Source organism: Streptomyces sp. NPDC021749 (genome assembly GCF_040640655.1).
In the GTDB taxonomy this organism is placed as follows: Bacteria; Actinomycetota; Actinomycetes; order Streptomycetales; family Streptomycetaceae; genus Streptomyces.
The window spans coordinates 1-24,598 of record NZ_JBFACE010000010.1 but is presented as its reverse complement, the minus strand read 5'-3'; the positions used below and the strand labels follow the sequence as shown (position 1 = coordinate 24,598).

26 protein-coding genes and 2 pseudogenes are annotated in these 24,598 nt (G+C 69.1%); 17 read left to right on the top strand and 11 right to left on the bottom strand.

The window, feature by feature from the left end:
* Positions 1-85: 85 nt before the first annotated feature.
* Positions 86-1,000, bottom strand: coding sequence for an NAD(P)H-binding protein (locus AB0G35_RS12480; RefSeq protein WP_360947632.1), 915 nt, complete (start codon positions 998-1,000; stop codon positions 86-88).
* 723 nt (positions 1,001-1,723) lie between these two features.
* Positions 1,724-2,800, bottom strand: a complete 1,077-nt coding sequence (locus AB0G35_RS12475; protein WP_360947630.1) for a mechanosensitive ion channel family protein — start codon at positions 2,798-2,800, stop codon at positions 1,724-1,726.
* Between the two features lie 644 nt (positions 2,801-3,444).
* On the opposite strand from AB0G35_RS12475, the gene AB0G35_RS12470 reads away from it, so the two are divergent.
* Positions 3,445-3,705 carry a DUF6355 family natural product biosynthesis protein gene (locus tag AB0G35_RS12470; RefSeq protein WP_360947628.1) on the top strand — a complete coding sequence of 87 codons (261 nt, stop codon included), beginning with the start codon at positions 3,445-3,447 and terminating at the stop codon, positions 3,703-3,705.
* Between the two features lie 438 nt (positions 3,706-4,143).
* Here AB0G35_RS12470 and AB0G35_RS12465 read toward each other — a convergent pair whose 3' ends face one another.
* Positions 4,144-4,416 carry a hypothetical protein gene (locus AB0G35_RS12465; protein ID WP_360947626.1) on the bottom strand — a complete coding sequence of 91 codons (273 nt, stop codon included), beginning with the start codon at positions 4,414-4,416 and terminating at the stop codon, positions 4,144-4,146.
* A 259-nt stretch (positions 4,417-4,675) separates the two neighbouring features.
* On the opposite strand from AB0G35_RS12465, the gene AB0G35_RS12460 reads away from it, so the two are divergent.
* Positions 4,676-5,140 (top strand): hypothetical protein, encoded by a 465-nt coding sequence (locus AB0G35_RS12460; RefSeq protein WP_360947624.1) that lies wholly within the window; start codon positions 4,676-4,678, stop codon positions 5,138-5,140.
* Here AB0G35_RS12460 and AB0G35_RS12455 read toward each other — a convergent pair.
* The 6 genes from AB0G35_RS12455 to AB0G35_RS12430 form a co-directional block, all read right to left on the bottom strand.
* Positions 5,112-6,053 (bottom strand): IS5 family transposase, encoded by a 942-nt coding sequence (locus AB0G35_RS12455; RefSeq protein WP_360947622.1) that lies wholly within the window; start codon positions 6,051-6,053, stop codon positions 5,112-5,114. The two genes, AB0G35_RS12460 and AB0G35_RS12455, sit on opposite strands and share 29 nt — an antisense overlap.
* A gap of 307 nt (positions 6,054-6,360) precedes the next feature.
* The gene (locus tag AB0G35_RS12450) at positions 6,361-7,254 is read right to left on the bottom strand and encodes a DMT family transporter (RefSeq protein WP_360947620.1); all 894 of its coding nucleotides are present in this window, start codon (positions 7,252-7,254) and stop codon (positions 6,361-6,363) included.
* A 345-nt stretch (positions 7,255-7,599) separates the two neighbouring features.
* On the bottom strand, positions 7,600-7,815 hold the full coding sequence (locus AB0G35_RS12445; protein WP_360947618.1) for a hypothetical protein: 216 nt from the start codon (positions 7,813-7,815) through the stop codon (positions 7,600-7,602).
* 291 nt (positions 7,816-8,106) lie between these two features.
* Positions 8,107-8,433, bottom strand: a complete 327-nt coding sequence (locus AB0G35_RS12440) for a hypothetical protein (protein WP_360947615.1) — start codon at positions 8,431-8,433, stop codon at positions 8,107-8,109.
* Entirely contained in the window at positions 8,430-8,723 is a 294-nt protein-coding gene (locus AB0G35_RS12435; RefSeq protein ID WP_360947613.1) for a VC0807 family protein, read from the bottom strand. The genes AB0G35_RS12440 and AB0G35_RS12435 overlap by 4 nt, the downstream gene beginning before the upstream one ends.
* 483 nt (positions 8,724-9,206) lie before the next feature.
* Positions 9,207-9,500 carry a helix-turn-helix domain-containing protein gene (locus AB0G35_RS12430; RefSeq protein ID WP_360947611.1) on the bottom strand — a complete coding sequence of 98 codons (294 nt, stop codon included), beginning with the start codon at positions 9,498-9,500 and terminating at the stop codon, positions 9,207-9,209.
* 369 nt (positions 9,501-9,869) lie between these two features.
* Between AB0G35_RS12430 and AB0G35_RS12425 the strand changes: the two genes are divergently transcribed.
* Both AB0G35_RS12425 and AB0G35_RS12420 read left to right on the top strand, forming a co-directional pair.
* Entirely contained in the window at positions 9,870-10,445 is a 576-nt protein-coding gene (locus AB0G35_RS12425) for a DUF3291 domain-containing protein (RefSeq protein WP_360947609.1), read from the top strand.
* A 357-nt stretch (positions 10,446-10,802) separates the two neighbouring features.
* On the top strand, positions 10,803-11,396 hold the full coding sequence (locus AB0G35_RS12420) for a histidine phosphatase family protein (RefSeq protein ID WP_360947607.1): 594 nt from the start codon (positions 10,803-10,805) through the stop codon (positions 11,394-11,396).
* 114 nt (positions 11,397-11,510) lie between these two features.
* Here AB0G35_RS12420 and AB0G35_RS12415 read toward each other — a convergent pair whose 3' ends face one another.
* Positions 11,511-12,620, bottom strand: coding sequence for an FAD-dependent monooxygenase (locus AB0G35_RS12415; protein ID WP_360947605.1), 1,110 nt, complete (start codon positions 12,618-12,620; stop codon positions 11,511-11,513).
* A gap of 147 nt (positions 12,621-12,767) precedes the next feature.
* On the opposite strand from AB0G35_RS12415, the gene AB0G35_RS12410 reads away from it, so the two are divergent.
* The 13 genes and pseudogenes from AB0G35_RS12410 (at position 12,768) to AB0G35_RS12350 (ending at position 24,264) form a co-directional block, all read left to right on the top strand.
* A complete protein-coding gene (locus tag AB0G35_RS12410; protein ID WP_360947603.1) occupies positions 12,768-13,256 on the top strand; it encodes a TetR family transcriptional regulator in 489 nt (162 codons plus the stop codon).
* Between the two features lie 397 nt (positions 13,257-13,653).
* Entirely contained in the window at positions 13,654-14,706 is a 1,053-nt protein-coding gene (locus AB0G35_RS12405; protein WP_360947601.1) for a hydrogenase expression protein HypE, read from the top strand.
* Positions 14,707-14,909: 203 nt separating this feature from the next.
* A pseudogene (locus AB0G35_RS12400) lies at positions 14,910-16,704 on the top strand (nickel-dependent hydrogenase large subunit).
* Between the two features lie 8 nt (positions 16,705-16,712).
* Positions 16,713-17,243, top strand: a complete 531-nt coding sequence (locus AB0G35_RS12395; protein WP_360947599.1) for a NifU family protein — start codon at positions 16,713-16,715, stop codon at positions 17,241-17,243.
* Complete coding sequence (locus tag AB0G35_RS12390; protein ID WP_360947597.1) at positions 17,240-17,878, top strand: DUF5947 family protein; 639 nt, start codon at positions 17,240-17,242, stop codon at positions 17,876-17,878. Before AB0G35_RS12395 ends, AB0G35_RS12390 begins: the two co-directional genes overlap by 4 nt.
* 19 nt (positions 17,879-17,897) lie before the next feature.
* On the top strand, positions 17,898-18,107 hold the full coding sequence (locus AB0G35_RS12385; RefSeq protein WP_360947595.1) for a hypothetical protein: 210 nt from the start codon (positions 17,898-17,900) through the stop codon (positions 18,105-18,107).
* Positions 18,104-18,838, top strand: coding sequence for a DUF6084 family protein (locus AB0G35_RS12380; RefSeq protein ID WP_360947593.1), 735 nt, complete (start codon positions 18,104-18,106; stop codon positions 18,836-18,838). Before AB0G35_RS12385 ends, AB0G35_RS12380 begins: the two co-directional genes overlap by 4 nt.
* Positions 18,826-19,887, top strand: coding sequence for a hypothetical protein (locus AB0G35_RS12375; protein WP_360947591.1), 1,062 nt, complete (start codon positions 18,826-18,828; stop codon positions 19,885-19,887). The genes AB0G35_RS12380 and AB0G35_RS12375 overlap by 13 nt, the downstream gene beginning before the upstream one ends.
* Positions 19,884-20,702, top strand: a complete 819-nt coding sequence (locus AB0G35_RS12370; RefSeq protein ID WP_360947589.1) for a hypothetical protein — start codon at positions 19,884-19,886, stop codon at positions 20,700-20,702. The genes AB0G35_RS12375 and AB0G35_RS12370 overlap by 4 nt, the downstream gene beginning before the upstream one ends.
* Positions 20,703-20,727: 25 nt before the next feature.
* Positions 20,728-21,267, top strand: coding sequence for a DUF892 family protein (locus AB0G35_RS12365; protein ID WP_360947587.1), 540 nt, complete (start codon positions 20,728-20,730; stop codon positions 21,265-21,267).
* A gap of 3 nt (positions 21,268-21,270) precedes the next feature.
* On the top strand, positions 21,271-21,840 hold the full coding sequence (locus AB0G35_RS12360; protein WP_360947585.1) for a hemerythrin domain-containing protein: 570 nt from the start codon (positions 21,271-21,273) through the stop codon (positions 21,838-21,840).
* A 215-nt stretch (positions 21,841-22,055) separates the two neighbouring features.
* Entirely contained in the window at positions 22,056-22,472 is a 417-nt protein-coding gene (locus tag AB0G35_RS12355) for a phage holin family protein (RefSeq protein ID WP_360947583.1), read from the top strand.
* Between the two features lie 139 nt (positions 22,473-22,611).
* A complete protein-coding gene (locus AB0G35_RS12350) occupies positions 22,612-24,264 on the top strand; it encodes a cytochrome bc complex cytochrome b subunit (RefSeq protein ID WP_360947581.1) in 1,653 nt (550 codons plus the stop codon).
* Positions 24,265-24,406: 142 nt separating this feature from the next.
* On the opposite strand, the pseudogene AB0G35_RS12345 reads toward AB0G35_RS12350, so the two are convergent.
* A pseudogene (locus tag AB0G35_RS12345) lies at positions 24,407-24,598 on the bottom strand (IS701 family transposase); the annotation flags it as partial.

The window sequence follows — 24,598 nt, the reverse complement described above, 5'->3', positions numbered from 1 at the left end:
GCGCTGGCAACCCCGTGCCAGCGCCGCGTCATCACCCAACTCCCCCTGCGAGTGAGAGCGAAGAACGCCGCCAGGGGACGGTGGGTCAACGGAAGTCGGCGACGTGGTCAACAGCCCACTGGTGCAACGTCCGTGCCGGTCTTCCGGTGACGTCCTCGACCGTGGTGGTCGTGACCGGACACGGGGCGTCAAGCATCTCGGCGTACCCGTCCAGCAGCGTGTCCACGAACACGTCGGGGAAGCTGTCATCCGCGAGCAGCTGCTCTCTGGCACCCTCCCACGACAGTTCCTCCCACCGGAGCGGCCGCCCGATGGCCTCACCGATGACGCGCACCTGATCGACCTGGGTCAGGACCTCGGGCCCGGTCAGCGTGTAGGTCGCCTTGTCGTGGCCGTCCTCGGTCAAGGCGCGTACGGCGACAGCGGCGATGTCGGCCTCGTGCAGCAGGGCCATGGGCGCCGCTCCGAAGGCACCGCGCACCACGTCACCCGCGCGGATCTGACCGGCCCACCAGAGGGTGTTGCTGGCGAAGGTGCTGGGGCGCAGATGCGTCCAGCCAAGTCCTGAACCTTCGATGACGTGCTCCAGCGCGGCGTGGGAACGTCCCACCGGGTGCGGCTGTCGCTCGGGGGCGAGTCCGTCCTGGACGGCTCCCGAGGAGAGCAGGACGACGCGGTCCACGTGACGCCGCAACGCATCCACGAGAGCGGGCGCGGGGTCGGCCGTGTGAAAGGGCCACATCAGGAAGACTTGGTCGACGCCCCTCAGGGCCTCTTCGAGGCCGCCGGGGTCGGACAGGTCGCCGGCCCACACCTCAACTCCGCCGTCCGACAGGCCGACCGAGTCCGGGTTCCGGGTCAGGGCCCGTACACGCACCCCGGTCGGCACCAACTGGCGGACGACCTGACGGCCTACATTGCCCGTCGCGCCGGTGACCAGAACGGTATGCTCCGCCGCACCTTCCACCGCCGCCCCCTGCACCGCCGCGTGCTCCGCCACCGTGCCCTCCTTCGCCCGGTTCACCGCCGTGTCCCTGTGCGGCGCGGCCTTCCTGTCCGGCGCGGCATTCCTGTCCGGTGGTGTGTTCCTGTCCGGCGCCGTGTGCCTGTCCGTCGCGGTACTCGCGTCCATTGCCGTAGCCCTGTGCATGGTGTTACTCCCTCTTCAGCCGGTGGCTGTCTCACTTACCGCCGCCCACAGTGAGCGACAAGGCGGCGAGTGCAGCCACCAGGACGGGAGACTTGGCGGATACCGGCGTAAAGGATCCCATGACGACGGATACCGTCACACGGCTTTGGTCGGCGTCGGGACTCTCATCGCCAGTCAGGCGGGCGCTCGGCCCCAGCCCGTAGGCGACGCGCACCAATGGCCCTCCGCGTAGGTGCGCTCCGTGGCGCCGGCCCCCGAGGTCGGCATGGGCAGCCGATCGATGGACAGGGGCCGGGACCGGGGCCGGGGCAGGGACCGGTACGGAGCCCGATCAGATCTGGAACGGAGCCGGGCCAGGACCCGGAAGGGGCGGGCCCGAGAGGGGCGGGCCCGAGAGGGGCGGGCCCGAGAGGAATGGCGTCCAAGCCGGGGCCGCCGGTGCGAAGTCGAACACTTGCGGCCGCCAGGGCACCGGTCACCGTGCCGGCGCCCTGGCTGTCATCGACTCACGCTCTCATCACTCAGTCGCAGAATTCCGGCCAGCCTCAGCGGATCCGCGCAGGTACATATGCCCTACGCCACCGGATCCGCAGTCCCTCGCTGCTGCGGTATGGCGACGCCCTCGGGGTGCTGCAGCGCCACCGTCCGTGTCGGCGCGGGAATTCTGATGCCCTCGACCCGGTACCGGTGATGTAGCCGCTTGATGAATTCGTGCTTGATCCGATACTGATCGCTGAATTCGCCAACACCCAGAATCACCGTGCAGCCGATCCGGGAATCTCCGAAGGTGTGGAAACGGACGGCCGGTTCATGTTCCGGGATGGCGCCGCTGACGTCGGTCATGACGCTCTTGACGACCTCCAGGGTGACCCGTTCGACGTGTTCCAGGTCACTCTCGTAGCCGACTCCCACCTGGACGAGGATCGACAACTGCTGTTCCGGCCGGGTGAAGTTGGTCATGTTGGTGCCGGCCAGCTGCGCATTGGGGATGATGACGAGGTTGTTGGAGAGCTGACGCACCACGGTGTTACGCCAGTTGATGTCGACGACGTACCCCTCCTCCCCGCTGCTGAGCCGAATGTAGTCACCGGGCTGCACAGTCTTCGAAGCCAATACGTGCACGCCGGCAAAGAGGTTGGCGAGCGTGTCCTGCAATGCCAGGGCGACCGCGAGGCCACCCACACCGAGCGCGGTGAGCAGCGGAGCTATGGAAATGCCGAGGGTCTGCAGAATGACGAGAACGCCCATTGCCAGCACCACGATGCGGGTGATGTTGGCGAAAATGGTGGCTGATCCGGCCACGCCGGAACGCGACTGGGCAAGGGACTTCACGAGACGAGTGATCATCCGGGCCGCGGTCAGCGTGACGACCAGGATGAGCAGCACGGTCAGCGTTTGGTTGACGGTCCGTCCGACCGAAGGCGTCAGAGGCAGCGCAGCGGCCGCAGCCGCCAAGCCACCACATATCGCCGCCCAGGGGACCACGGACCGCAGCGCATCGACAATGACATCGTCGCCGCTCCATCGCGTCCTGCTCGCGTGTTTGCCCAGCCACCGCAGAACCGCTTTGCACAACAGTCCGGCGACGATGCCGGCGATCAGCGCGGCACCGGCAAAGATCAGGTCATGCAGGGTGACAGCACGGTTCACCGGTCGACCCCCGTTCCCGGGAATTCCGGCCCGGCCACTGCCACGCCTCGCATGTGATGCTCCATCATTCGGTCTTTACCTGCTTGTCTCTAGGACTTCGAATGCGCCGAGGACCGTTCGCCGACGTGGACGCCCCCGTAGATGTAGACGCACCCGTAGAATTTAGCCCCGCCCCGCGGAGGTAGACGCCCCACGGAAGTAGACGCCCCACGGAGGTAGACGCCCCGATGGCGTAGACGTTCCGCAGGCGTAGACGTTCCGCAGAGGTAGAGCCTCCCACCGACGTAGCTGCCCTGACGCGATCAGACATCCTGCCGCACGCGACGCGGCACACACCTGGCACCCCAGGAGAAACCCCCTCTTCCCCACCCCCTTCCCCACCCGCCTCCGTCACTCGTGCCGCTCGCTACGACCTTCCCCCAACGCTCCGAGCCCCAATCTGGCCCATATTGCCGTCACCCACACGTGCGGTCCTGCGCATGGAGGATTCCGCGAGGGGGAGTCATGCGGAGCCGCACACGTCGACCGACGGGGCGGCGGACCAACTGGTGTCTTGAGAAGGGCCGACTTGGGTCGTGAGAAGGACGAGATGGACCAAGTGAGGCCCTGGGGAAAGGTGTTCCATGCGCCGTTTTACTGCTCTCATGCTCGTTGCTGCCGCATTCTGCGGAACGGTCACCGCCGCGACCGGTCAGGCCCTCGCCCTGGCCAAAGAACCATGTGGCTTCTACAAGACGGGCAGTGATGCGTTCTACCGCCACTGCACCACCGACGGTTCGAACGTCGTGATCAAGGTAAAGGTCGCCTGGGCCCCCGACTACGAGCGCTGCGTGGGCCCCGGCCGTACCTGGCTGGGCTCCGCCTCCAGAATCCAGGGCGCGCACTACGTCGGGCGCACCTGCTGACGGCGAAGAGCTCTCCCTCCACGCACGGCCTCTTACTGCCACGACCTGTCCACCTGCCGTCAGCCCGCCAACCGTCAACCGCCAAGCGCCAAGCGCCAAGCGCCAACCATCAGCCGGTCCAAGACCGTCGCCAATCCTCCTGACGCCGCTGGCGCCTCTTCCCACCCCTGGAGAACGGACCAGGCTCTGTGTGCGTGGTCTGTGCGAGATGGCGTACCCACGGGGGTGAAGGGCGCCGAGCAGAACGACACTGTGGCGAGCGAGGAAGACGGTAGGCACCATCAGCCGTCTCGACCAGCTGGTTTACGGGCTGACGGGCTGACGGACAAACCGCGGGTAGCAACCAACCCCTTGCCGCCTGACAACGAGGTAACAAGGCACCAAACTCTGTGCTGACCGCACAAGTAGGCGCGCCATTGGCTTCCTCGGCCGACGTGCTCAGAAGGGGACGGTCACCCCAGCCTCTCGCATCCGGCTCAGGGCCCTGCCCATGCACTCGGCGGCCGAGGCGCCGTCAGCTCTCATCGGCGGCAACGGCCCACCGCCGGCGGCAAAGGTCCACGCCGGCCGGCCCTCGCGCAGGCGCTCCGCATCGACCCGGATCATGGCACCAATTCCCTGCTCACCCAGCCACTCCAGGATGAGTAGCGTCGCTTCCTCGACACCGCTGTCCAGATCCCCTTCGGGCGACCGCCCGATCCCCCTACCCATGGCCACAACCCTACTGGGGTGCCAGTCTGGCTACGACGCTGGTGTGCTCAGACCAGGAAGCCGTCCACCAGACATTGAACAGTGCGCACGGTGGGCGCGGGCGGGCCAGGGGGGTGACATGTGTCTAGGCGTGTGGACTCTGACGCCATCCGCTTTCCGAACGTGATCGTTTGGTTCGGGCTGGGTGGGCATGAACTCCGGCTGGTGGCGGGAGAGATGGGCGTGGTTCGTCCGTTCGTCTCGCTTGTGGAGGTGGCTGGTGCCGTCGGTGCTCGGTTTGTTGGAGGCCCGGGAGAAGAAGGTCCGGGAAGAGGTTGCGCAGTTGCGGCAGGAGGCCGAGCGGGTGCAGGCCGCCCTCGGCGAGGCGGAACGCGCACTTCAGCGTCTTGCGGATGCCCGTGTGACGGTGGCCGAGGTGCTGGCCGAGCCGCCGTGTGCGGTCGTGGAGCCGGTAGGGAGCACGGGGGCGGTGGTGCCGCGATGGGCCGAGGGGATGACGGCGTCGGTCCTGCCTGCGGACTACCAGCGGATCATGTCCGTGCTGGAGTCAGCTGCGGGCCGGGAGGGAATGCGGTGCCAGCAGCTGGCTGCGGCCCTGGGCCTTCAGGCGGTGCCGGCGAAGGTCGAGGGACTGCGGTCGAAGGCGAAACGCCTGGTGGAACGAGGGTGGGCCCTCCAGACACGACCAGGGCTGTTCACCCCGCTCGCGACGCCGGCCGGCTGAAGGCGCCAGGGCGGCGGCCGGCCAGGCGGCCGCTCATGAGCATGGTCATGGACCACAGCACCATGGCCTCGTGCATGGCGGGCAGCGTCTCGTAGTCGCGCACCAGGCGACGCGATCGCATCAGCCAGCTCAGTGTTCTTTCCACCACCCACCTGCGCGGCAGCACCACGAACCCCGTGGTGTCGTCAGAGCGTTTGACGATGTCGAGCGTGAGGTGGAGGTTCTCGGCCGCCCAGTCGACCAGGCGGCCCGCATAGCCGCCGTCCGCCCAGACGAGACGGACGGAGAAGTACAGCCTGCGCAACCGTTCCAGCACAGGCACTGCAGCGTCCCGGTCCTGCACGCTCGCCGCGGTCACCGCGACAGCCAGGACCAGGCCGAGGCAGTCCACGACCAGGTGCCGCTTGCGCCCGCCCACCCTCTTGCCGCCGTCCCAGCCGGACGTGGAGCGCGGGATGTTCGCCGCCGCTCGCACTGACTGCGAGTCCACGATGGCGGCCGTCGGGTCCACCGCACGGCCCTCCTTCTGGCGCACTTCGTCGCGCAGTCGGTCGTGGAACTCGGCGAGCAGGCCCGTCACCTGCCAGCGGCGGGTGAACGCGTGCACCCGCCGGTACGGTGGGAAGTCACAGGGCAGGTTCACCCACTTGACGCCGTTGTCGACGACATAGCGGACCGCGTCCAGCATCACGCGGTGGCAATAGCCCTCCGGCCGTCCGCCCCGCCCCTGCAGCCACGCTGGGACCGGCAGCAGCGGCCGGATGACCTGCCACTCGGCCTCCGTCAGGTCGGAGCCGTAACACCGCACCCGGTCCGGTCCGTCCGCCGCGTTGCCGAACCTGTGCGCGAGACAGTCACACGACAGGGACGGCGCGTTGGACTCCACGGACACAAGCGCGACAGACTGCGACAACAGGGCCTCCTGGTACTGCTCGGTTGGGATCGCAACCCCGAGCTACCAAGAGGCCCTGCCGCTATGCCCCGACCACCGAGAGATCACCCGAACAGGAACCCTGTTCGACTGATCAAGCCAGCCGAACGGTAAGCGGATGGCGTCTCTGTCCAACGCGCGCGCGTAACTCAGGAAGTCTGAGGTCTGAGGTCTGGGGTCTGAGGTCTGGGGTCTGTACGAGCATGCACCGACCATCAACTGACGGTCCCTCCCCCGGGCGGCCCTTGCTCCCGTGCCCCGGCCCTCCCCTGTCCCCTCTCCCTCACCCTCACCCTCCCCCTCCCTCTCCCTCTCCCTCCCTCTCGCCTCCAGCCTCGCTCTCGTCCTCCATCCGGACCCTTGGCAGGACGAGCACGCCCCAAGTGACCAGCACGGCCCCGATCGCCTCCGGAATCAGCCACCATCCGGTGCGTACGCGATCCCCGTAGACCACGATGCCCAGGGCCAGGCTGACAAGCCCCTCTCCCAGGGTGAGGACGGGCTGGGAGACCACGAGCGGGCCGGATTCCAGGGCATTGGCCAGCAGGAACAGTGCGCATGCGCCCGCCGCCACAAAGCCGTAGGTCTGCCAGGAGGCGAAGAAGGCGCCCGGGCCGTGGAGGTTGAAGGTGTCGGTCGCGGACTTCATCAACGTCGCCGTGAGGGCGTAACCGATCGCGGAGGCGGCACCGAAGAGGGCCGCGCGGGCCTTCCCCCGCGGGCGGGGTGCCGCGGCCGCCGCACACAGCGTGATGGCGCCCACGGTGGCCAGCAGCGTCACCACCCATGTGGCCGACGAGACTTCAGTGCCCGCACCGGAGGGCGCGGCAGCGGCCAGCGCGAGGCCGAGGCCGGCGGCGACACTCAGGGAAGCGGCCCAGCCGGCCGCCGGAAGCCGTCGGCGGGACAGCGCGCAAGCGATCACGAGCGCCAGTGGCAGTTCGGTCACCAGGATCGGCTGGACCAGGACGAGCGAACCCAGCGCCAGGGCCAGCGCCTGGCACGCCGCCGCGCCGACCACCACGGCGATCCCGCCGAGCCATGCCGGATTACGCACCAGGTGCCGGACCAACCTGGGGCTGAAGGCATCACCCGCCGGAACGGTCCGTGCCGCCACGCGCTGAAGCACGGTACCCGTCGCGTTGCCGAGGGCCGCCAGCAGCGCGAACAGCGCAGACAACACAGCCGCCACCGTGCGATCCCCTCATTCATTGGGCCATCGGTCTCACGCAGCCACCGTGGCAGAGCAAGTCGCAACGCGCGGAGCACGGCACGCCACCAGTTGGGGGCACCGACCACGATGCCCCGCCACTTACGTCCCATCCGGAGAGGCTTGGCCCTTCCCGGTCCTCCTCCCTCCCCCTCCCGCCTCCCTCCTCCCCCCGCCTCCCTCCTCCGCCTCACCTCACGTCGCCGCGCCTCGCCTCCCATCGCATCTCATCGCCTCGCCTCGCCTACCTTCCCTCCTCGTCCGTCCCCTCCTCCCTGGCCCGACCCGGCGCAGCGAGGGCCCCGCTTGGCGAACTTCTCATTTGGCGTCGGTGAGGCTCGCGGCGGCAAGTAGGGCAAGCTGGCGCAAGCGTTGGTAGTACTGGATTCCTGCGGAATCGGTGATCTCGGGGATGACTCGGTCTAGGTCCTCAATGCAGCTCTGCAGGATGCGGCTGCGCTCTGGGTCGAGAGTGCCACCGTTATTGAGCCACGTAAGAACGCAGCCAGCGGTGTCCGCGTCGAGCAACACCATGTCCGTACCTCCGAACTCGGCGCCTCGTAGGCCAGCCGGGAAGGGGGCGTGGCGGTGTTCGTGCCAGAGAGGGGCTGCGGTCTGTACCTGCTCGGATGATCTGCTCACCTGCACCATCTTGCTGCCACCAACGGTGTACCAGGTGCGCGTTCACGTGTTCAGACGGCGGTAGCAGATGCGTCGGGGCGGAGCCCGACCGTGCCGTCGGACGGTGAGCCGCACCGGAGGCTCACCCACCGCGGCGCCGGTCACATCACGGCTGGAAGGCGCATGGGTGGCATGGCGCGGCCGTCATGCCGTGGGCGTGGTGGGCGCCGGTGAGAGGCCGAAGAGGGGTATGCCGTGGCGGCTGTGGAAGGCGCGGCTGTGGCGGATGGTGAATGCCACCGTGGCGGCCAGGATGCCGAGGGACTGAAAGCGGCCGATCACTGGCACCAGGTCGACGGGCAGCGCCAGTGCCTCGACGGTGCTCAATGCGGCATCGAGCAGCTGCGCGGTGCCCCACAGCACCGTGAGTCCGCGGAGCGCGGCTCGGAAGTCCGGCCGCTCGCACCAGGTGCGTTCCGCCGCCGCCTCCGCGGTCGGCCCGCGCAGTCGACGCCCGAACTGGTACGTCATCGGCGGGCCGCGAACAGCGAGCTGAGCATCCATACGCCCAGGACGGCGGGGATGGCCGCGTCCTTCAGCAGGAGGACCCGCGGACTACCGCTGATCAGCGAGGTGACCGCCGACACCACCAGTAGGGCGACCACCAGCAGATCGAAGAATTCGATGCGCCGGCGCACTACGGCGGTGCCCACTGCGTGCGCCGCCGGGATGGCACCGCTCAGCAGCAGCGCCTGCCACTGGGCGATGTCCTGCGCACGGAGCACGTAGTACACCGCGAAGGGCAGGAGGATGGTGGTCATCAGTGGGAGGAGGAACGCGCGCCATCGGCGGGTGCCGCCCGTATTCATGGCTACCGGGCTTCCCCTGCCCTTCGCGCTGTCCACGGTCTTCCTACCCTCCGAGCCCCACACGGTTTTCCTACTCTCCGCGCCCTCCACGGTTTTCCCACCCTCCACGGTTTTCACGAGGCCCCCAACGGTCCGAACGAAGCACAGATGACGAGGTGTACGGCCGTGCGGCACAGCCGCTATCGACCACATGCCTCGACGTTAGGAGCTGGGAGGGTGGAGAAGCGTCGACCCCAGGGTTGGTCCGGCGGTGGCCGCCCTCCACCCCTGCTCCTCAACCTCTGGATGGAGGCCCGACCTGCGGTGAGCCCGTCACGTGTGCTGACACAGCCATCCCGCCCTCCCTCCATCTCGCCGTCATGCCGTCATGCCGTCATGCCGTCATGCCGTCATGCCGTCATGCCGAGGATCGAGGGGTGGTCTGCGATGCCTACCTCAGACCATGACGAGACGAAGAGAAGCAACGGCACGACCGAGGCGGAGGCCGCGGTACCGACCCAGGCCACCGAAAGCCGCGTCTTGCGCCGACGATGTCCCGCCCCAGACTGCTCCACTCATCTTGAGCCCGGGCAGGCCCGCCTGGGCGAACCGGCCACGACAGCGGCGCACGATGTCCACATGCAGCCCCGTCTCCCGGGCGGTGCATGCGTGGGAGCGTCCACGCGCGGCGTGCAGCACCACCTGTGCACGCACCCGCAGCCGGTGCTCGGTCTTGTGGCCGTAGGCCATCTTCTTCCACCGCACGCGTTCGGCGGCACGCGGGCTAACGGACAGGGGTGCGCACGGCATGGCGGGCGAACCGATCGGCCGAAGCGGATCACTGGCACCCCGCCAGCCTGCCCCGGCCCGGTCACCTGCCCCCAGCCCCCGAAATCACCGGTGCGAGAAGCCACTTGGACAGGAAAAACGCAACTTCGACATGGCCCGCAAAGGCAGCTACCTTCACCTGGTCTTCGGCGATCGCCCACGGTCGCAGAGGAGTTCCTTCAGGCTGAGGCACCCGCGGCGGGATGAGCTGGTCACGCCCCACGAACCCTCGCCTCAGGCGTAAGCCACCGAATCGGGTCCACACCAGGCACCCCAACCAGGGAGAGACACATGCCCCATCTTGCGCTGTACACATTCGGCGTCCTGAAGTCACCTCTCGCCGATCCCGCACCTCTCACACGCGAACTCCACGACAGCGGCGAGGCCGTCTACCGGAAGATCAGCCAGCACCCCGGGTACCTCGCTCGTGCTGAAGCGGCAGACCGCGGCCGGGGCTCACACTTCGACTTGGACTGGGGTGCATGGGGCGAGTTCGCCGTACCGACCTGGTACGACAAGGGCCGTACGGCGGAAACCATCGCCATGGACGCGACCCTCTCACTCTGGACCGACCTGCGCCCCGCCTTCGACGCCATCTACACCGGTCTGCACCGCGAGGCGCTGAACAGGCGTTACGACTGGTTCGAGAGGACAGCACACCCGAATTACGTGTTCTGGTGGGTCTCCGACGGCGTGATACCCACCTGGCAGGACGGGGTTTCCAGGCTGGAACACCTCCACGACCACGGCTCCACGCCGCACGCCTTCACCTTCCACGACTCGTTCACCCCGGACGGAACTCCGACCAGGATCAAAGGCATCAAAGGCGTCAAAGGCATCGGGCCCAAGAGCGACCAGGTTCACTGACAAGAAAGCCTCAAGGACCGGGTTCGCCGGCAAACGCCTCAATGGAATGACGGCGAACAGATGCGTCTGCGCTACGGCGGACCCGTCAGCACCTGGGGCTTCGCCTTCTACCGCACCGACCCGAGCATCTGCCCCCGCACCACACACGACGCAGGCTCCACGATCAACCCTCGAAAGATTTACGGAGCCGACCACTTAGGCGGGGTGGTGTGAGGTGGGGCAAGGTACTCAACCGTCCGGCAGCGCACGTCTACGGATCACCCGTCAGCACGAGCAGATCCGAGCCGAGCGCGAATCCAGGCCCAAGGTCCGCCGCCAAGACCCGCGACCACCGGGTCCCCGAAGGACAATGAAGCCATGACATCGACCTTCACTGCCCGACTGGTGGTTCTGCGTCATGCCAAGTCCGCCTGGCCGCCGGACGTGCCCGACCATGAGCGCCCGCTGGGCAAGCGGGGCCGCAGGGACGCACCGGCGGTCGGGCGCCGGCTGTTGGCGGACGGGTGCGTACCCGACCTCGTCCTGTGCTCCACGGCCCGCCGCACCCGCGAGACCTGGGAACTGGTAGCAGCGGAGCTCGGTGCCCGACCGGAGGTGGTCTTCGAGCCGCGGGTGTACGGAGCGAGCACCGCCGAACTGCTCGATGTGTTGCGCGAGGTTCCGGAGCAGCGGGGCACGGTGCTGTTGATCGGTCATCAGCCGGGCGTTCAGGACCTGGTGCTGTCGCTGGTGGGAGAGGGAGAGGGAGAGGGAGGAAGGGGAGAGGGAGGAGAGCGGGGCGGTAGCGAGGCCACGGGCGGGGACGAGGAGGCGTTGGCGCGGGTGCGTGCGAAGTTCCCGACGTCCGGTGTTGCGCTCCTGGGTCTGCCGGGTGCCTGGGCGGATCTCGCGCCGGGCACCGCCACCCTCACTGGCTTCGCCGTCCCCCGCGGGGAAGCCCCCGGGAAGTGACCCGGAACGGTCAGCTCGCGGTTCCCCCTTCACCACCCACCGATCAACCGGCCACCGCCAGCAGCCAGCAGCCACCGATCAAACGACCACCCACCACCTACCACCCACCACAGCTCACAGCTCATCGCCCCCTTCCTCGCCCCCACCCCTGCCCGTCCCCCTGCCCGTACCCCCGCCCCCGAACATCGCCGCTCCCTCCACGCCCGTTGCCTGGTTTGCCGCGACGTACGGCCGCAGCTCCGCCTCGTAGGCGGTGAAGGCGGACGTGTGGTCGCCGTTCGTGTCGGCCAGGTGGCGGGCCAGTGCCCGGGCGCCGATCAGGGCCTGGGAGGTGCCCATGCCGCTGGTCGGCGCGGCGCAGTATCCGGCGTCGCCGAGCAGCGCGACCCGGCCGTGTGACCAGCGGTCCAGATGGACCTGACAGGCCGAGGAGAAGTAGAAGTCGTCGGCCTCGGCCATGGCGTCCAGCAGGCGCGGAGCTTCCCAGCCGAGTCCCGCGAACGCGGTGCGCAGAGCCTGCTCCTGTTCGTCCCGGCCGCAACGGTCCAGCGCGGGCGTCGGGGTGGCGAACGAGAGGCTGACCGTCAGCCGGTCCGGGTCGCCTGCGCTGAACGCGTAGATCGCCGTGTCCGGTGCGTGCTGCAGCACACCGCTGTGGTCGAGCCCGAGGTAGTTCGCGGTGCTGAAGCCGGCGCCGGAGAGGCCGAGGTGGCGCACCGCGTCGGCGTGCGGGCCGAACGCGAGCCGCCGGACCTTCGAGTACACCCCGTCCGCCCCTATGACGAGGTCGAAGGTACAAGGCGCGCCGCGCTCGAACTCGACGGCGACGCCGGAGTCGCGCTGGGTGAGCGCGGTGATCGAGTCGTCGAAGACGTACTCCACGCCGGGGGTGGTGATGCGGTGCAGGATCCGGGTCAACTCCCGCTTGGGCACTTCCAGTTCGCCGGCGAAGGCTTCGGCCGGCAGCGTCCCGGTCTCGGTACCGCTCCCGTCCACCAGGGCCGTGCCGCGCATCTCGGTCTCGTGGCGGCGGACCTCGGCGAGGATGCCCAGTTCGTCGAGCACGTCGAACGCGGCGCCGCGGAAGTCGACCGCATATCCGCTGTCCCGTAGGTCCGGGGCGCGCTCAACCACGGTGACGTCGTACCCGTCGCGGTGCAGGAAGTAGGCGAGAGCGGGTCCGGCCACGCTCGCACCGGAGATCAGAACCTTCGTGGGAGTCATGGGACGACCATAGCCGGGATTTGACCATATGGACAAACCATTTGGACAAGCCATCCGGGCGAACCGCTTGGGCAAACCGCTTGGGTCAACCAGCTGGATGAACCAAGCGGGTGAACCAAGCGGACAACCCTTGGATAGGCTGCCGGCATGGGAAATCGAGAGGACCTCCTCGCCGGCGCCAAGCAGTGCCTGATCGAACGCGGCTGGGCGCGGACCACCGTCCGGGACATCGCGGCAGCGGCCGGGGTCAGCCATGCCGCCATCGGCTACCACTTCGGGTCCCGGGACGCGCTGCTCACCCAGGCGCTCGTACAGGCCGTGGATGAGCTCGGCGACGAACTCGCGGGTCGCACACCCGAAGGAACGGCAGAGCAGCGCTGGCAGGCACTGATCGACAGCTTCACCACACATCGGGCCCTGTGGGTCGCCCAGTTGGAAGCCGCGGTGCAGGCCGAGCGATCACCGGAGGTACGGGCGCACCTCGCGGAGGGCCAGCGCATGGCACGGGAGGGGCTCGGCGGCTCGGTACCGCTCGCCCTGCTGAGCGGTCTGATGCTGCAGTGGCTGGTCGACCCGGAGAATGCACCATCGGGCGCGGACGTCATCGCGGAACTGCGTTCTACGCCTCTGGATTAACGTCCCGGATTGCCATCCCTTGCATCATCCGTTGCCGCCGGCAGCCCATCGACTGCTGGCGGCAATGGGACCGTGACGGCCACGGACTGGTGACGACTACGGGACTACAGACGGCCATAGGACTACTGACGAGCAACGGGACTTTCAGCGGCCACGGGATTACCCGCACCTCCACTCCCACTCCGGCCCCGCTCCGTCCCCACCTCCACTCCCACTCCGGCCATACCTCCAGCCCCATTCCGGCCCCACCCCACTCCAGTCCCACCTCACTCCCACTCCCCCACCCCCACCCCTACACATCACCCCATTTGTGGCGATCCATGAGCTATGTGAGATTTGGTGGTGTTGAGGTTCTGAGGTCCGCCGGTCGGCCCGGTGGCAGCCGAAGGGACGAACCATGGGCTTTGAACCGATGACGCCGGGCCTGGACGAGGTGCACATTTTGTGGACCTCCGAGGGCATGAGCTGCGACGGGGACACGGTTTCGGTCACCGCGGCGACGCTGCCCAGCCTGGAGGACGTGGTTCTGGGCGCTATTCCCGGTCTGCCGAAGGTCCATTTGCACAACAAGGTGCTGGCCTACGAGACCGGTGACGATTTCATGGCGGCCTTTCACCAAGCGGCCCGCGACGAACTCGGACCGTTCATCTTCGTCGTCGAAGGGTCCATTCCCAACGAGAACATCAACGGTGACTGTTATTGGTCGGCGATGGGCAACGATCCGGAGACGGGCGAGCCCATCACGCTGAACAAGTGGATCGACCGGTTGGCTCCCAAGGCCTGGGCCGTCGTGGCCATCGGGACCTGCGCGGCGTACGGCGGCATCCATGCGATGGCGGGTAACCCGACCGGGTGTATGGGGCTGGCCGACTATCTGGGACGGGATTTCCGGTCGGCCGGTGGGCTGCCCATTGTGAACGTTCCGGGCTGCCCCGTTCAGCCGGACAATTTCATGGAGACCCTGATGTGGGTCCTGCACCAGGCCGCCGGACTCGCTCCGCCCATTCCGCTGGACGAGCAGCTCAGGCCCACCTGGCTGTTCGGCAAGACCGTGCACGAGGGGTGCGACCGCGGCTCGTATTACGAGCAGGGGGATTTCGCGAAGGACTACAACTCACCCAAGTGCCAGGTGAAGGTCGGCTGTTGGGGTCCGGTGGTCAACTGCAACGTCACCAAACGCGGCTGGATGGACGGGGTGGGCGGCTGCCCCAACGTGGGCGGCATCTGCATCGGCTGCACGATGCCGGGATTCCCGGACAAATTCATGCCGTTCATGGAGGACACCGTGCCCGGCGGCACGGTGTCCTCCGCCCTGATGGGCGTGTACGGGCCGTTCATCCGCACCCTGCGGTCCCTCACCAATATCACCGCCAACAAAGAGCCCAAGTGGCGCCATAACGAGGATGCGCTGACCAGCGGTTACGACCCGCACTGGACCGGACGCACGTAACTTCACGCCCTTCCCGCCCTTCCCGCACTTCACGTCCGCGACGCCCACCACACCTGCTCACGCCCCCTCCACCCGCTCACGTCCACTCACACCTACTCACCCCCACTCACACCCACTCAGGACCAGCAGAACGCCCGGTACGCCCAGTACGCCCAGCGCCCAGCGCCCAGCGCCCAGCACGCCATCCGCGAGAGGAATTCCCCGTGGCGAGCGCCCAGAAGACCGATGCGGAGCGACGACGCGAACTCACCGAAGTCGCCTTCGACCCGATCACCCGCATCATCGGAAACCTCGGCATCTACACCAAAATCGACTTCGCCGCACGGGAAGTCGTGGAATGCCGGAGCACGTCCTCGCTCTTCCGCGGCTACAGCGTGTTCATGAAGGGCAAGGACCCGCGCGACGCGCATTTCATCACCAGCCGGATCTGCGGCATCTGCGGCGACAACCACGCCACCTGCTCGCTCTACGCCCAGCAGATGGCCTACGGCGTCAAGCCGCCGCCGCTCGCGGACTGGATCATCAACCTGGGCGAAGCCGCCGAGTTCATGTTCGACCACACGATTTTCCAGGACAACATGGTGTTCGTCGATTTCTGCGAACGCATGGTGAAGGAGACCAATCCCGGGGTCCTGGAGCGGGCCGAACGCACCCCGGCCCCGCACGCCGACGTACACGGCCACAAGACCGTCGCCGACAGACATCATGCGCGCCTTCAACCCGTTCGAGGGGCAGACGTACAAAGAGGCGCTGCAGATGAGCCGGCTGACGCGGGAGATGTGCTGCCTGATGGAGGGCCGGCACGTCCATCCCTCGACGCTGTACCCGGGCGGCGTGGGTACCGTCGCGACCCCGCAGGTCTTCACCGACTACCTGGTGCGGCTGACCCGCTGTCTGGACTTCGTCAAACGCGCGGTGGCCATGAACGACGACGTCTTCGACTTCTGGTACGAGGCGCTGCCCGGTTACGAGGAGGTGGGCCGCCGCCGAACGCTGCTGGCCTGCTGGGGCTGCTTCCAGGACCCCGAGGTCGTCGACTACGACTACCGGACCATGAACACCTGGGGGAACGCGATGTTCGTGACCCCCGGCATCATCGTCGACAACGAACTGGTCACCACCGACCTCGTCGACATCAACCTCGGCATGCGCATCCTGCTCGGCAGCTCCTACTACCAGGACTGGACGGGCGAGGAGACGTACGTCGACAGGGACCCGCTCGGCAACCCCGTCGACCAGCGCCATCCGTGGAACCAGACCACCGTTCCGAAACCGCAGAAGCGGGACCTCGACGGCGGCAACTACAGCTGGGTGATGAGCCCCCGTTGGTTCGACAAACGGACCGGCGACCACCTGGCGCTCGACACCGGCGGCGGACCGATCGCCCGCCTGTGGGCCACAGCGCTGGCCGGCAAGGTCCGTACGCCCTATGTGCGCTCGACCGGCCACAGCGTGCAGATCGACCTCCCGCAGACGCCCAACAGCCCGGAGGTCAGGCTGGAGTGGACGCCCCCGCCGTTCCCCAACACCATCGAGCGCGACCGGGCCCGGATGTACTTCGTGGCGTACGCCGCCGGGATGGCGCTGTACTTCGTCGAGCGGGCACTGGACGAGGTCCGGGCCGGCCGCACCAAGGTCTTCGAGGACTTCAAAGTGCCCAAGGAGGCCATCGGGGTCGGGTTCCACGAGGCCGTACGGGGCGTGCTCTCGCACCACCTGGTCATCCGGGACAAGAAGATCGCCAACTACCACCCGTACCCGCCGACCCCGTGGAACGCCAGCCCCCGCGACTCCTACGGCACCCCCGGCCCGTACGAGGACGCGGTGCAGGGCCTGCAGATCTTCGAGGAGAACGGGCGGGAGGACTTCAAGGGCATCGACATCATGCGGACGGTCCGCAGCTTCGACCCCTGTCTGCCGTGCGGCGTCCACATGTACCTCGGCGACGGCCGGACCCTGACGCAGAGCCACTCCCCGACCTTCGGCCACCGGGCGTGAGGAGTGCCATGACCTGGAACGACCGGCAGGCACGGGACCACGTGGTCCGCACCGAGACGCTGCTGACCTCGCTCTCGGCACTGCCCGATCCCGCCGCGCGGGACCGGGCGATCGAGGCCGCCCAGGCGCTCGTCGCGCTCTACGGGGAATGTCTGGCCCGGGTCATGGCGCTGGCCGGCACAGACCTCACCCGGGCCGCAGCGGACGACGAACTCATCGGCCATCTGCTGCTCGTGCACGGACTGCACCCCGACCCGGCCGACACCCGCATCCGCACGGCCCTCGACGGCCTGCGCGGCCTCGGTGACGCCGAACTCGTCGCGCTGGACGGGCAGTTCGCCCGCATCCGGGTACGGTCCCGGGGCTGCGGGTCCTCGGGCGAGGCGCTCCGTACGGCGGTGCAGGAGGCGGTGGCCCGGGCCGCGCCGGAGATCGAGCGGGTGGAGATCGAGGAGGCGGCGGCGACCGTCGAGCCCCCGTTGATTCCCGTGGAAGCGCTGTCCCGTGGCGGTGCGCGGGCGGGCGGGGCGCACTCATGAGCATCGTGGTCCCCACCGCCTCGGCACTCCGGGAGCTGGCCCGCCGCCCGCTGCCGGAAACGCGGGACGACGACCGGTGCGAGCTGTGCGCCGAGCCCGTGCCGGCCGAACACCGTCATCTGCTGGACACCACGGCGGACTCCCTGCTGTGCGCCTGCCGGGCGTGCGCGCTGCTCTTCGACACCGACCGGCACAGCGGCGGCCGGCAGCCCTACCTGCTGCTGTCCGAACGCCGGCTGCGGCTGGACGGCATGCGGCTCGACGCACGGCAGTGGGCCGCCCTGCGGGTACCGGTCGGGCTGGCGTTCTTCCTGCACGGCGGCCCGCCCGACGACGCGATCACCGCCGGCTACCCGGGCCCGATGGGCGTCACCCGCGCCCCGGTGGACCGCGCGGTGTGGGCCGGTGTCGAGGCCGGTGCGCCGGCCCTCGCCACCCTCGTTCCGCGTACCGAAGCGCTGCTGGTCAACCGGACCGGTGGCCGCCAGGAGCACTGGATCGTGCCGCTGGACGACTGCTACCGGCTCGCCGCCCTGCTGCGCACCCACTGGCGCGGACTTGCCGGCGGGGACGAGGTGTGGCAGCACGTGCAGCAGTTCTTCGACCACCTCACCCCCGTCGATCCGGACGACTGACAGCACCCGAAGGAGAGCCATGGCTGACATCACCGTCGGAAAGCGACAGGTACGACCGGACTTCACCGCCCACGTCCCCGGAGTGCGCCGGGGCAACCACGAGGGCCACTACAAGCGCCAGCCCGGCCACCTCCCCTACGGCAGGTCGACCTCGCGCCGGTCCACCGGGATCCGCCCGAAGAGCAAGAACCCCATCCTGCCCGGCATGCCCAACCTGTCCCCGGCATGACCGGCAGCAGCGCGGTGAGCGGCATGAGGGGCGCGAGTGCGGCGGAGGCGCACCACGGGCTGCCCGACCTGTCGTTCGCGGTGACCGGCGTGGGCGCCCTGCCGCACGCCGCGGTGCCCACCCTCGTCCTGAAACTCGCCGTCGCCCGCACCGGCGGCGGCCCGATCCGGTCCCTGACCCTGTCCACCGCCGTCCGGATCGATGCCGCACGACGCAGCTACGGGCCCGCGGAAGCGCTCGCCCTGGCCCGGCTGTTCGGGCAGCCGGACCAATGGGCCACCAGCATGCAGCCGTTGGCCTGGGCGCAAGTCACGTCCGTCGTGCCGCCCTTCGACGACCGGACCGAGATCGACCTCCCGATCCCGTGCGGCGGTGACGCCGGGCTCGCCGCCGTCACCTACCTGCGCGCCGTGCGGGACGGCGAGGTCCCCCTGGGCCTCCTCTTCCGCGGCACCGTCTTCCACACGGGCCCCGGCGGGCGGCTGGCGACCGCCCAGATCCCCTGGGACAAGGAGGCCGCCTGCCGGCTGCCCGCGCAGCTCTGGCACGACCTGATGAGCCGCTACTACGGCGCCACGTCCTGGCTGCGGCTGTCCCACCGAACCCACGACCGGCTCAGCGCCTACCAGACCTCACACGGCCTGCCCGATGCCGAACAGGCCGTCAGCGCCCTCCTGGACGCCGCCCTGCCCCGGCCCGTACCGACCACGGAAGCGACATGGACCCCCTAGCCTCGGTCGAGAAGATCGCGCGTACCTGTCTGTACGAGGGCTACCTGCTGTGGCCCTACCGGCGCTCGGCGCTCAAGAACACCAAGCGCTGGACGTTCGGCGGCGTCTACCCGAAAGGGGAGGCGGAAGCCCTGGGCGAGCCCGCCCGGATGCACACCGAGACGCTGCTGGAGACCACGCCCGGCACCTCCGTCACGATCCGCCTGCGGTTCCTGCAGGTCGTCGAGCGGCAGGTCTACCGCAGGGACGGCGGGGAGAACCGCCCGGTCGACACCCTCACCGTCGCCGGCGAGACCCACCTCACCTGGCACGAGGCCGCGGAACGCGAATGGGTGCTGCCCGTCTGGTCCCCTTCGGACGGGCGCACCCTCGACATCGTCGACCTGCCGGACGGGGCGCACGAGGAAACCCTGCGCGACGGGCACGGCCGGGCCGTCGGCATGCTCGTACGCCGCTGGAAACGGCTGCACGGCACCGTGGAGGTCGACGCACAGCCGGGCACGGGGGACGGGCCCGGGGACACCCTCCGTCTCGCGGTCACCTTCACCAACACCACCCCCTGTCCCCCGCACACCGGTGATCCGCGCGAGGGCCGCGACAAGCTCGCCCCGTATGCGTTCGTCTCCACCCACACCGTGCTCACCGCACACGACGGCGGCTTCGTCTCCCTCGCCGATCCGCCCGCTGCCCTGGCCCACGCGGCCGCCGTCTGCCGCAACGAGGGCACCTGGCCGGTACTGATCGGCGACGCGCCCGGGACGGGCCGCGACCCGCACCGGTCCCCCACGGTGCTCTCGTCGCCCGTCACCCTCTCCGACTTTCCCGCGGTCGCGCCGGAGAGCCCCGGCGACCTCTTCGACGGCGGGGAGATCGACCACCTGCTCATCCTCAACGTGCTGAGCCTGACGCCCGAGGAACAGCGGGAGGCCCGCGCGACCGATCCCCGGGCGCGGGAGATCCTCGATCGCTGCGCCGCGATGTCCCCCGAGGACCTGCTCGCCCTGCGCGGCACGATCCGCAGCCGCCGGACGATCAAGGAAGACGCATGACCGCGCCCCGCCCGGTCGGACACCCGGGGTCCCCGCGGCCGGGGAGCCGGGTACGGCTGCGCCCCGGCCGCCGCGGCGACATCTTCGACCTGGCCCTGGCCGGCCGCCTGGCCGAGGTCGACGCCGTCGAAGAGGACTCCGAGGGGCATTCGCATATCGTCGTCACCCTGGTGGACGATGACGGCCGGGACTTCCCCACTGGTCTGGGGCACCGTTTCTTCTTCGCCCCGGACGAGGTCGAACCGGTCGGCGCGCCGTCCCCGGGCCGTCCGCGCGTCCTCGTCGCCGCCACCGGGGACTCCTTCGCCACCGACGGCGCCTTCGGCTCCGCGCTCCTCACCGCCCTGCGCACGCTCCCGCTGCCCGAGGAGGTGCACCTCGTCGACTTCGGGCTCCGCGGCGCCGATCTGGCGCACCGCCTCCTGACCGGCTACGGGTCGGCGGTCGTGGTGGGTACGGCGTCGCTCGGCAGGCCGGCCGGAGCAGGAACACGCAGGCCCACCACGCGCCGGGCATGCGCACGGGAACGCGCCCCGGCTCACCGGGCCCGTGTCCGCGGCGGTCGAGGAGGCGGTGCCGCTGCTGGCGGAACTCCTCGGCAGCCTGTGCGCCGGACCACTTTCCGCACCACTTCCCCCGGAAATTCCGTCACTTCCCCCCGACTTCCGTCAGGAGAATGCGCCATGAAAAACGGCATCTTCATTCCCGCGATCGCGGTGCGCATCACCGTCGGTGTACTGGCCGCCGCCGCGCTGACCGCCATGGCCTTCAGCGCGCCCGACGCGGTGCGTTACATCAAGATGGAAATGATGTGAGAGACCGTCCGAGGAGTGGTGGGTCATGAGCGAGAAGACGGCGGAGGACCAGTACCTGCGGCACCTCAAGGAGACCCGCTCGCTGGAGCGGCTGATCGAGACCGCCCTGACCTCCCTCATCGCCTCGACCCGCGCCCCGGAACTGAGAAAACCGCTGGAGGCGCACCGTGAGGCGACCCGCCGGCACATCACCGCACTCGGCAGTCGGCTGCACGCGTACCACCAACAGCCGTCGACCGTGAAGGACATGACGCTGCGGCTCATCGGGACCGGTTATGCGCTGCTCGCACGGGCCCGGCGCGACCACGCCGGAAAGCACGCCCGCGACGCCTACACCCTCATCCACCTGGTGCTGGCGGGTTACGAGATGCTGCACCACCTCGCGGTGCGCAACGGCGACGAACAGACCGCGAGACTGCTGGAGCAGCACATCGCCGAGGAGCGGGCGGCCGCCGCGCTGATCGACACCAAGTGGGACCTGGTGGCCGATCTCTCCCTGCGGCACGCCGGCGTCCTGGCCGCACCCCCGGTGAAGCCGCCCCACACCTCTGCGAAGGAACGCTGACCGGTGGCGGCCGCCCCGGACGTCATAGCGGAACTCACCGCCGATCACCGCGCGGTGCAGCGGCTGTTCGACCGCATCCGCGCCGCGGAACCGGGCAGTGCCGCCCGCAAGGCCCTCGTCGAGCAGGTGTCCGCGGCCCTGGTCCGGCACTCCGTCGCGGAGAAGGAGCACCTTTACCCCGCCGTACGGGACCATGTGGCGAACGGGCGGCGGTGGGCCGAGAAGGAGCTGTCCGACCACGAGCGCATCGAGGAGCTGCTGCACGACCTGGAGCAGCGGGAGCCGCAGGACGAGGACTTCACGGCCTTGGTCCTGGCCCTGTCGACCCGGGTGACCCGCCACATCCTCGACGAGGAGCAACGGCTCTTCCCGCGGCTGCAGGCCACCTGCCCCGCGGACACCCGGCAGGAGCTCGGCGAGAAGATCCGGCGGGCGCGGAACAGCGCCCCGACCCGCCCCCGGCCCAACGCCCCGGACTCCGTTCTGGCCACCCGTGCGGTCAGCCCGGGCCTCGGCCTGCTGGACGGCATTCGGGACTTCCTCACCCGGCGCGGCCGCGCCCGCCGTTCCTGACCGTTCCGCTGGTCCTCGGCTTCGGCGTGGTGGCCCCGGCTTCTCCCCGCGCCGCGGGACGAGCCCGGTCGGCGACCTGCGTCGGGGCGGCGGCCGGCGGCGGGAAAGCGGCGCGCCAGGCGGGTGGCAGGGGTGCCCGTCCCGTTTGGCGGCGCCGTGGAGGTGTTACGGCTAAGCGGTGCGCTCGTGGTACGCGTCGAGAAAGGGCTCGTGTGATGACCGAGCAGCATCCGGACCAAGACGGTGGGGTTCCCGATCCGCCGGACCCCGCGGGCAGGTTCTCCGAGGCTGCGGGACGGTTATCCCAGGAGGTGGCCACTCTGGTCCGTGCGGAGCTCGACCGGGCGAGGATCGAGCTGACCGAAACGGCCCGGGAGACGGGCCTGGGTTCGCTGGCCCTGACCGCCGGCGGGGTCTGCGCCCTGCTGGGCCTGCTCTCGGCCCATGAGGCCGTGCTGCGCGCGGTGGAACGACGCTGGCCGCCGCCGCAGCGGGCCGCCGCCACGATGGCGGTCGGCTACGCCTCGGGTGCCGCGGCGCTCGCCTCCTTCGGCTGCTGGCGGCTGCGGAAGGCGCGCGACGCCTCGCGCGGGGCGCTGGCGCACATGACCCCCGACCGGACGGCCGACTGAGTCCGTACGCGGAGGGCGCCGGTGCCGGCCGTCGGGCGAGCTCGGTTGGCTGCGCGCGGTACGGGTACCCGCGGTGCGTGCTCGTCCGTGCGGCGCCGGGCCCAGGGAGGGACCCCCAGGGGCTGAGAGGGAGTGGAGCATGCTGTTCCAGAAGCGGAAGGCCCGGATGGCGGCGCAGGCCCGCGAGGCGGCCGTCACCGGCTACAGCGCGCTGGACCGCCGGGCCCCGGTCTCCGAACTGGCGAAGGAGCTGCTGCGCAAGGCCTTTCCGGACCACTGGTCCTTCCTCCTGGGGGAAATCGCGCTGTACAGCCTCGTGGTGCTGGTGCTGACCGGAAGCTATCTGACGCTGTATTTCGAACCCAGCATGAGCCAGCGCACGTACCACGGTGCTTTTCGCCCGTTGGACGGGCTCGTGATGACGGACGCCTATGCGTCGACCCTCAACATCAGTTTCGATGTCCGGGGCGGGCTGCTGATCCGGCAGATGCACCACTGGGCGGCCCTGGTGTTCGTGGCCGCGCTGGGCGTCCACATGCTGCGGGTGTTCTTCACCGGCGCCTTCCGCCGCCCCCGCGAATTCAACTGGATGATCGGGGTGACGCTCTTCCTCCTCGCCCTGCTGGAGGGGTTCTGCGGCTATTCCCTCCCCGACGACCTGCTGTCCGGGACGGGGCTGCGCACCGCGAACACCATCGTGCTGTCCCTTCCCGTCGTCGGGACGTATCTGAGCTATTTCCTGTGGGGCGGCTCGTTCCCCGGCCACATCCTGATCCCCCGGCTGTACACGGTGCACGTGCTGTTCGTACCCGGGATTCTGATCGCCCTGCTCGGTGCCCATCTGGTGATGGTCGTCTATCTGAAGCACACGCAGTGGTCGGCCCGCGGAAAGACCAATCGGAACGCCGTGGGGCAGCCGATGTTCCCGCAGTTCACCGCGAAGTCCAGCGGCCTGTTCCTGATGGTCTTCGGGGTGGTGGCCTGGCTGGGGGCGGTCGCCCAGATCAACCCGGTGTGGGACTACGGCCCCTACGTGGCGGACCAGACGTCCACCGATGCCCAGCCTGACTGGTACGTGGGCTTCCTCGAAGGGGCGCTGCGGCTGATGCCCCCGTGGGAGACCAACGTGGCGGGGCACACCATCATGTGGAACGTCTTCCTCCCGGCGGTGGTGCTGCCCGGTCTGCTCTTCCTCGTGCTCTACCTCTACCCGTACTTCGAGAAGTGGGTGACGGGCGATCTGATGGAGCACCACCTCTGTGACCGGCCGCGCGATCGTCCCACCCGTACGGGCCTGGGGGTGGCGGCGATCGTCTTCTACGCCGTGTTGCTGGTGGCCGGCGGCAATGACGTGGTGGCCGCGGTCTTCGAGGTGTCGGTCGAGGCCTTGACCTGGATCTTCAGGATCGCGGTGATCGTCGGTCCGGTCCTCGCTTTCCTGATCACCAAACGCTTCTGCCTGGCCCTGCAGGCCCATGACCGCCAGTTGCTGGAGGAGGGCGAGGAGACCGGTCAGGTCAGCCAGAACGTCTACGGCGGGATCGGCGAGAGCCACCGCCCGCTGGACACCGAGCAGCGTTACCGCCTGCTGGTGAGGGACGTTCCCGAGCCGCTGGAGCATCCGGGAGAGCGGGCACCGCGACGGAAGCGGCTGCGTGCCGCGCTGAGCGCCTGGTACTACCGCGACCGGGTCGACATGCCGACCACCGCGGAGGAACGCCTCCAGATTTCCGGCAGGACGATGGACCCGGTGGCCGGTGCGGGCCGTGCGGGAGAGGAAGAGACCCCCTAGTACTGCAACCGCATGTGGTGTGTGTGGTCTCGGCGTTGGTAGTGGCAGTGGCGGGCTCGGGCTTGGCTGTGTCTGCGGAAGTGTGACCAGTGCAGACGGTGTTCGTTGGTGTGGTGGTGGGGTGTGCGGGCGATGTGCCCGATCAGGCGGCGGATTTCGGGGACGCTGAGGGGTATGAGGTCGTGTTCGTCGCATCCGCTGCCCCTTTTGCGGCTTGTGTCGCGCGGACGGCGGTCAGATAGGCCAGGGCCGCCATGGCGAGGGTGATGTGCCGGTACCAGGCCCGGTAGTGCCGCACCTGGTACTGGTCCAGGCCGCACTCGCCCTTGGCGGT

What these genes read in the sequence shown, in the direction of transcription:
- AB0G35_RS12365 (WP_360947587.1), top strand. Translation starts at nt 20,728, where the DNA reads ATGAGCGAGAAGACGGCGGAGGACCAGTACCTGCGGCACCTCAAGGAG.
- AB0G35_RS12440 (WP_360947615.1), bottom strand. Translation starts at nt 8,433, where the DNA reads ATGACGTACCAGTTCGGGCGTCGACTGCGCGGGCCGACCGCGGAGGCG.
- AB0G35_RS12415 (WP_360947605.1), bottom strand. Translation starts at nt 12,620, where the DNA reads ATGACTCCCACGAAGGTTCTGATCTCCGGTGCGAGCGTGGCCGGACCC.
- AB0G35_RS12375 (WP_360947591.1), top strand. Translation starts at nt 18,826, where the DNA reads ATGGACCCCCTAGCCTCGGTCGAGAAGATCGCGCGTACCTGTCTGTAC.
- AB0G35_RS12355 (WP_360947583.1), top strand. Translation starts at nt 22,056, where the DNA reads ATGACCGAGCAGCATCCGGACCAAGACGGTGGGGTTCCCGATCCGCCG.
- AB0G35_RS12390 (WP_360947597.1), top strand. Translation starts at nt 17,240, where the DNA reads ATGAGCATCGTGGTCCCCACCGCCTCGGCACTCCGGGAGCTGGCCCGC.
- AB0G35_RS12435 (WP_360947613.1), bottom strand. Translation starts at nt 8,723, where the DNA reads ATGACCACCATCCTCCTGCCCTTCGCGGTGTACTACGTGCTCCGTGCG.
- AB0G35_RS12380 (WP_360947593.1), top strand. Translation starts at nt 18,104, where the DNA reads ATGACCGGCAGCAGCGCGGTGAGCGGCATGAGGGGCGCGAGTGCGGCG.
- AB0G35_RS12395 (WP_360947599.1), top strand. Translation starts at nt 16,713, where the DNA reads ATGACCTGGAACGACCGGCAGGCACGGGACCACGTGGTCCGCACCGAG.
- AB0G35_RS12410 (WP_360947603.1), top strand. Translation starts at nt 12,768, where the DNA reads ATGGGAAATCGAGAGGACCTCCTCGCCGGCGCCAAGCAGTGCCTGATC.
- AB0G35_RS12385 (WP_360947595.1), top strand. Translation starts at nt 17,898, where the DNA reads ATGGCTGACATCACCGTCGGAAAGCGACAGGTACGACCGGACTTCACC.
- AB0G35_RS12470 (WP_360947628.1), top strand. Translation starts at nt 3,445, where the DNA reads ATGCTCGTTGCTGCCGCATTCTGCGGAACGGTCACCGCCGCGACCGGT.
- AB0G35_RS12370 (WP_360947589.1), top strand. Translation starts at nt 19,884, where the DNA reads ATGACCGCGCCCCGCCCGGTCGGACACCCGGGGTCCCCGCGGCCGGGG.
- AB0G35_RS12350 (WP_360947581.1), top strand. Translation starts at nt 22,612, where the DNA reads ATGCTGTTCCAGAAGCGGAAGGCCCGGATGGCGGCGCAGGCCCGCGAG.
- AB0G35_RS12445 (WP_360947618.1), bottom strand. Translation starts at nt 7,815, where the DNA reads ATGGTGTTGCTCGACGCGGACACCGCTGGCTGCGTTCTTACGTGGCTC.
- AB0G35_RS12405 (WP_360947601.1), top strand. Translation starts at nt 13,654, where the DNA reads ATGGGCTTTGAACCGATGACGCCGGGCCTGGACGAGGTGCACATTTTG.
- AB0G35_RS12420 (WP_360947607.1), top strand. Translation starts at nt 10,803, where the DNA reads ATGACATCGACCTTCACTGCCCGACTGGTGGTTCTGCGTCATGCCAAG.
- AB0G35_RS12425 (WP_360947609.1), top strand. Translation starts at nt 9,870, where the DNA reads ATGCCCCATCTTGCGCTGTACACATTCGGCGTCCTGAAGTCACCTCTC.
- AB0G35_RS12465 (WP_360947626.1), bottom strand. Translation starts at nt 4,416, where the DNA reads ATGGGTAGGGGGATCGGGCGGTCGCCCGAAGGGGATCTGGACAGCGGT.
- AB0G35_RS12430 (WP_360947611.1), bottom strand. Translation starts at nt 9,500, where the DNA reads ATGGCCTACGGCCACAAGACCGAGCACCGGCTGCGGGTGCGTGCACAG.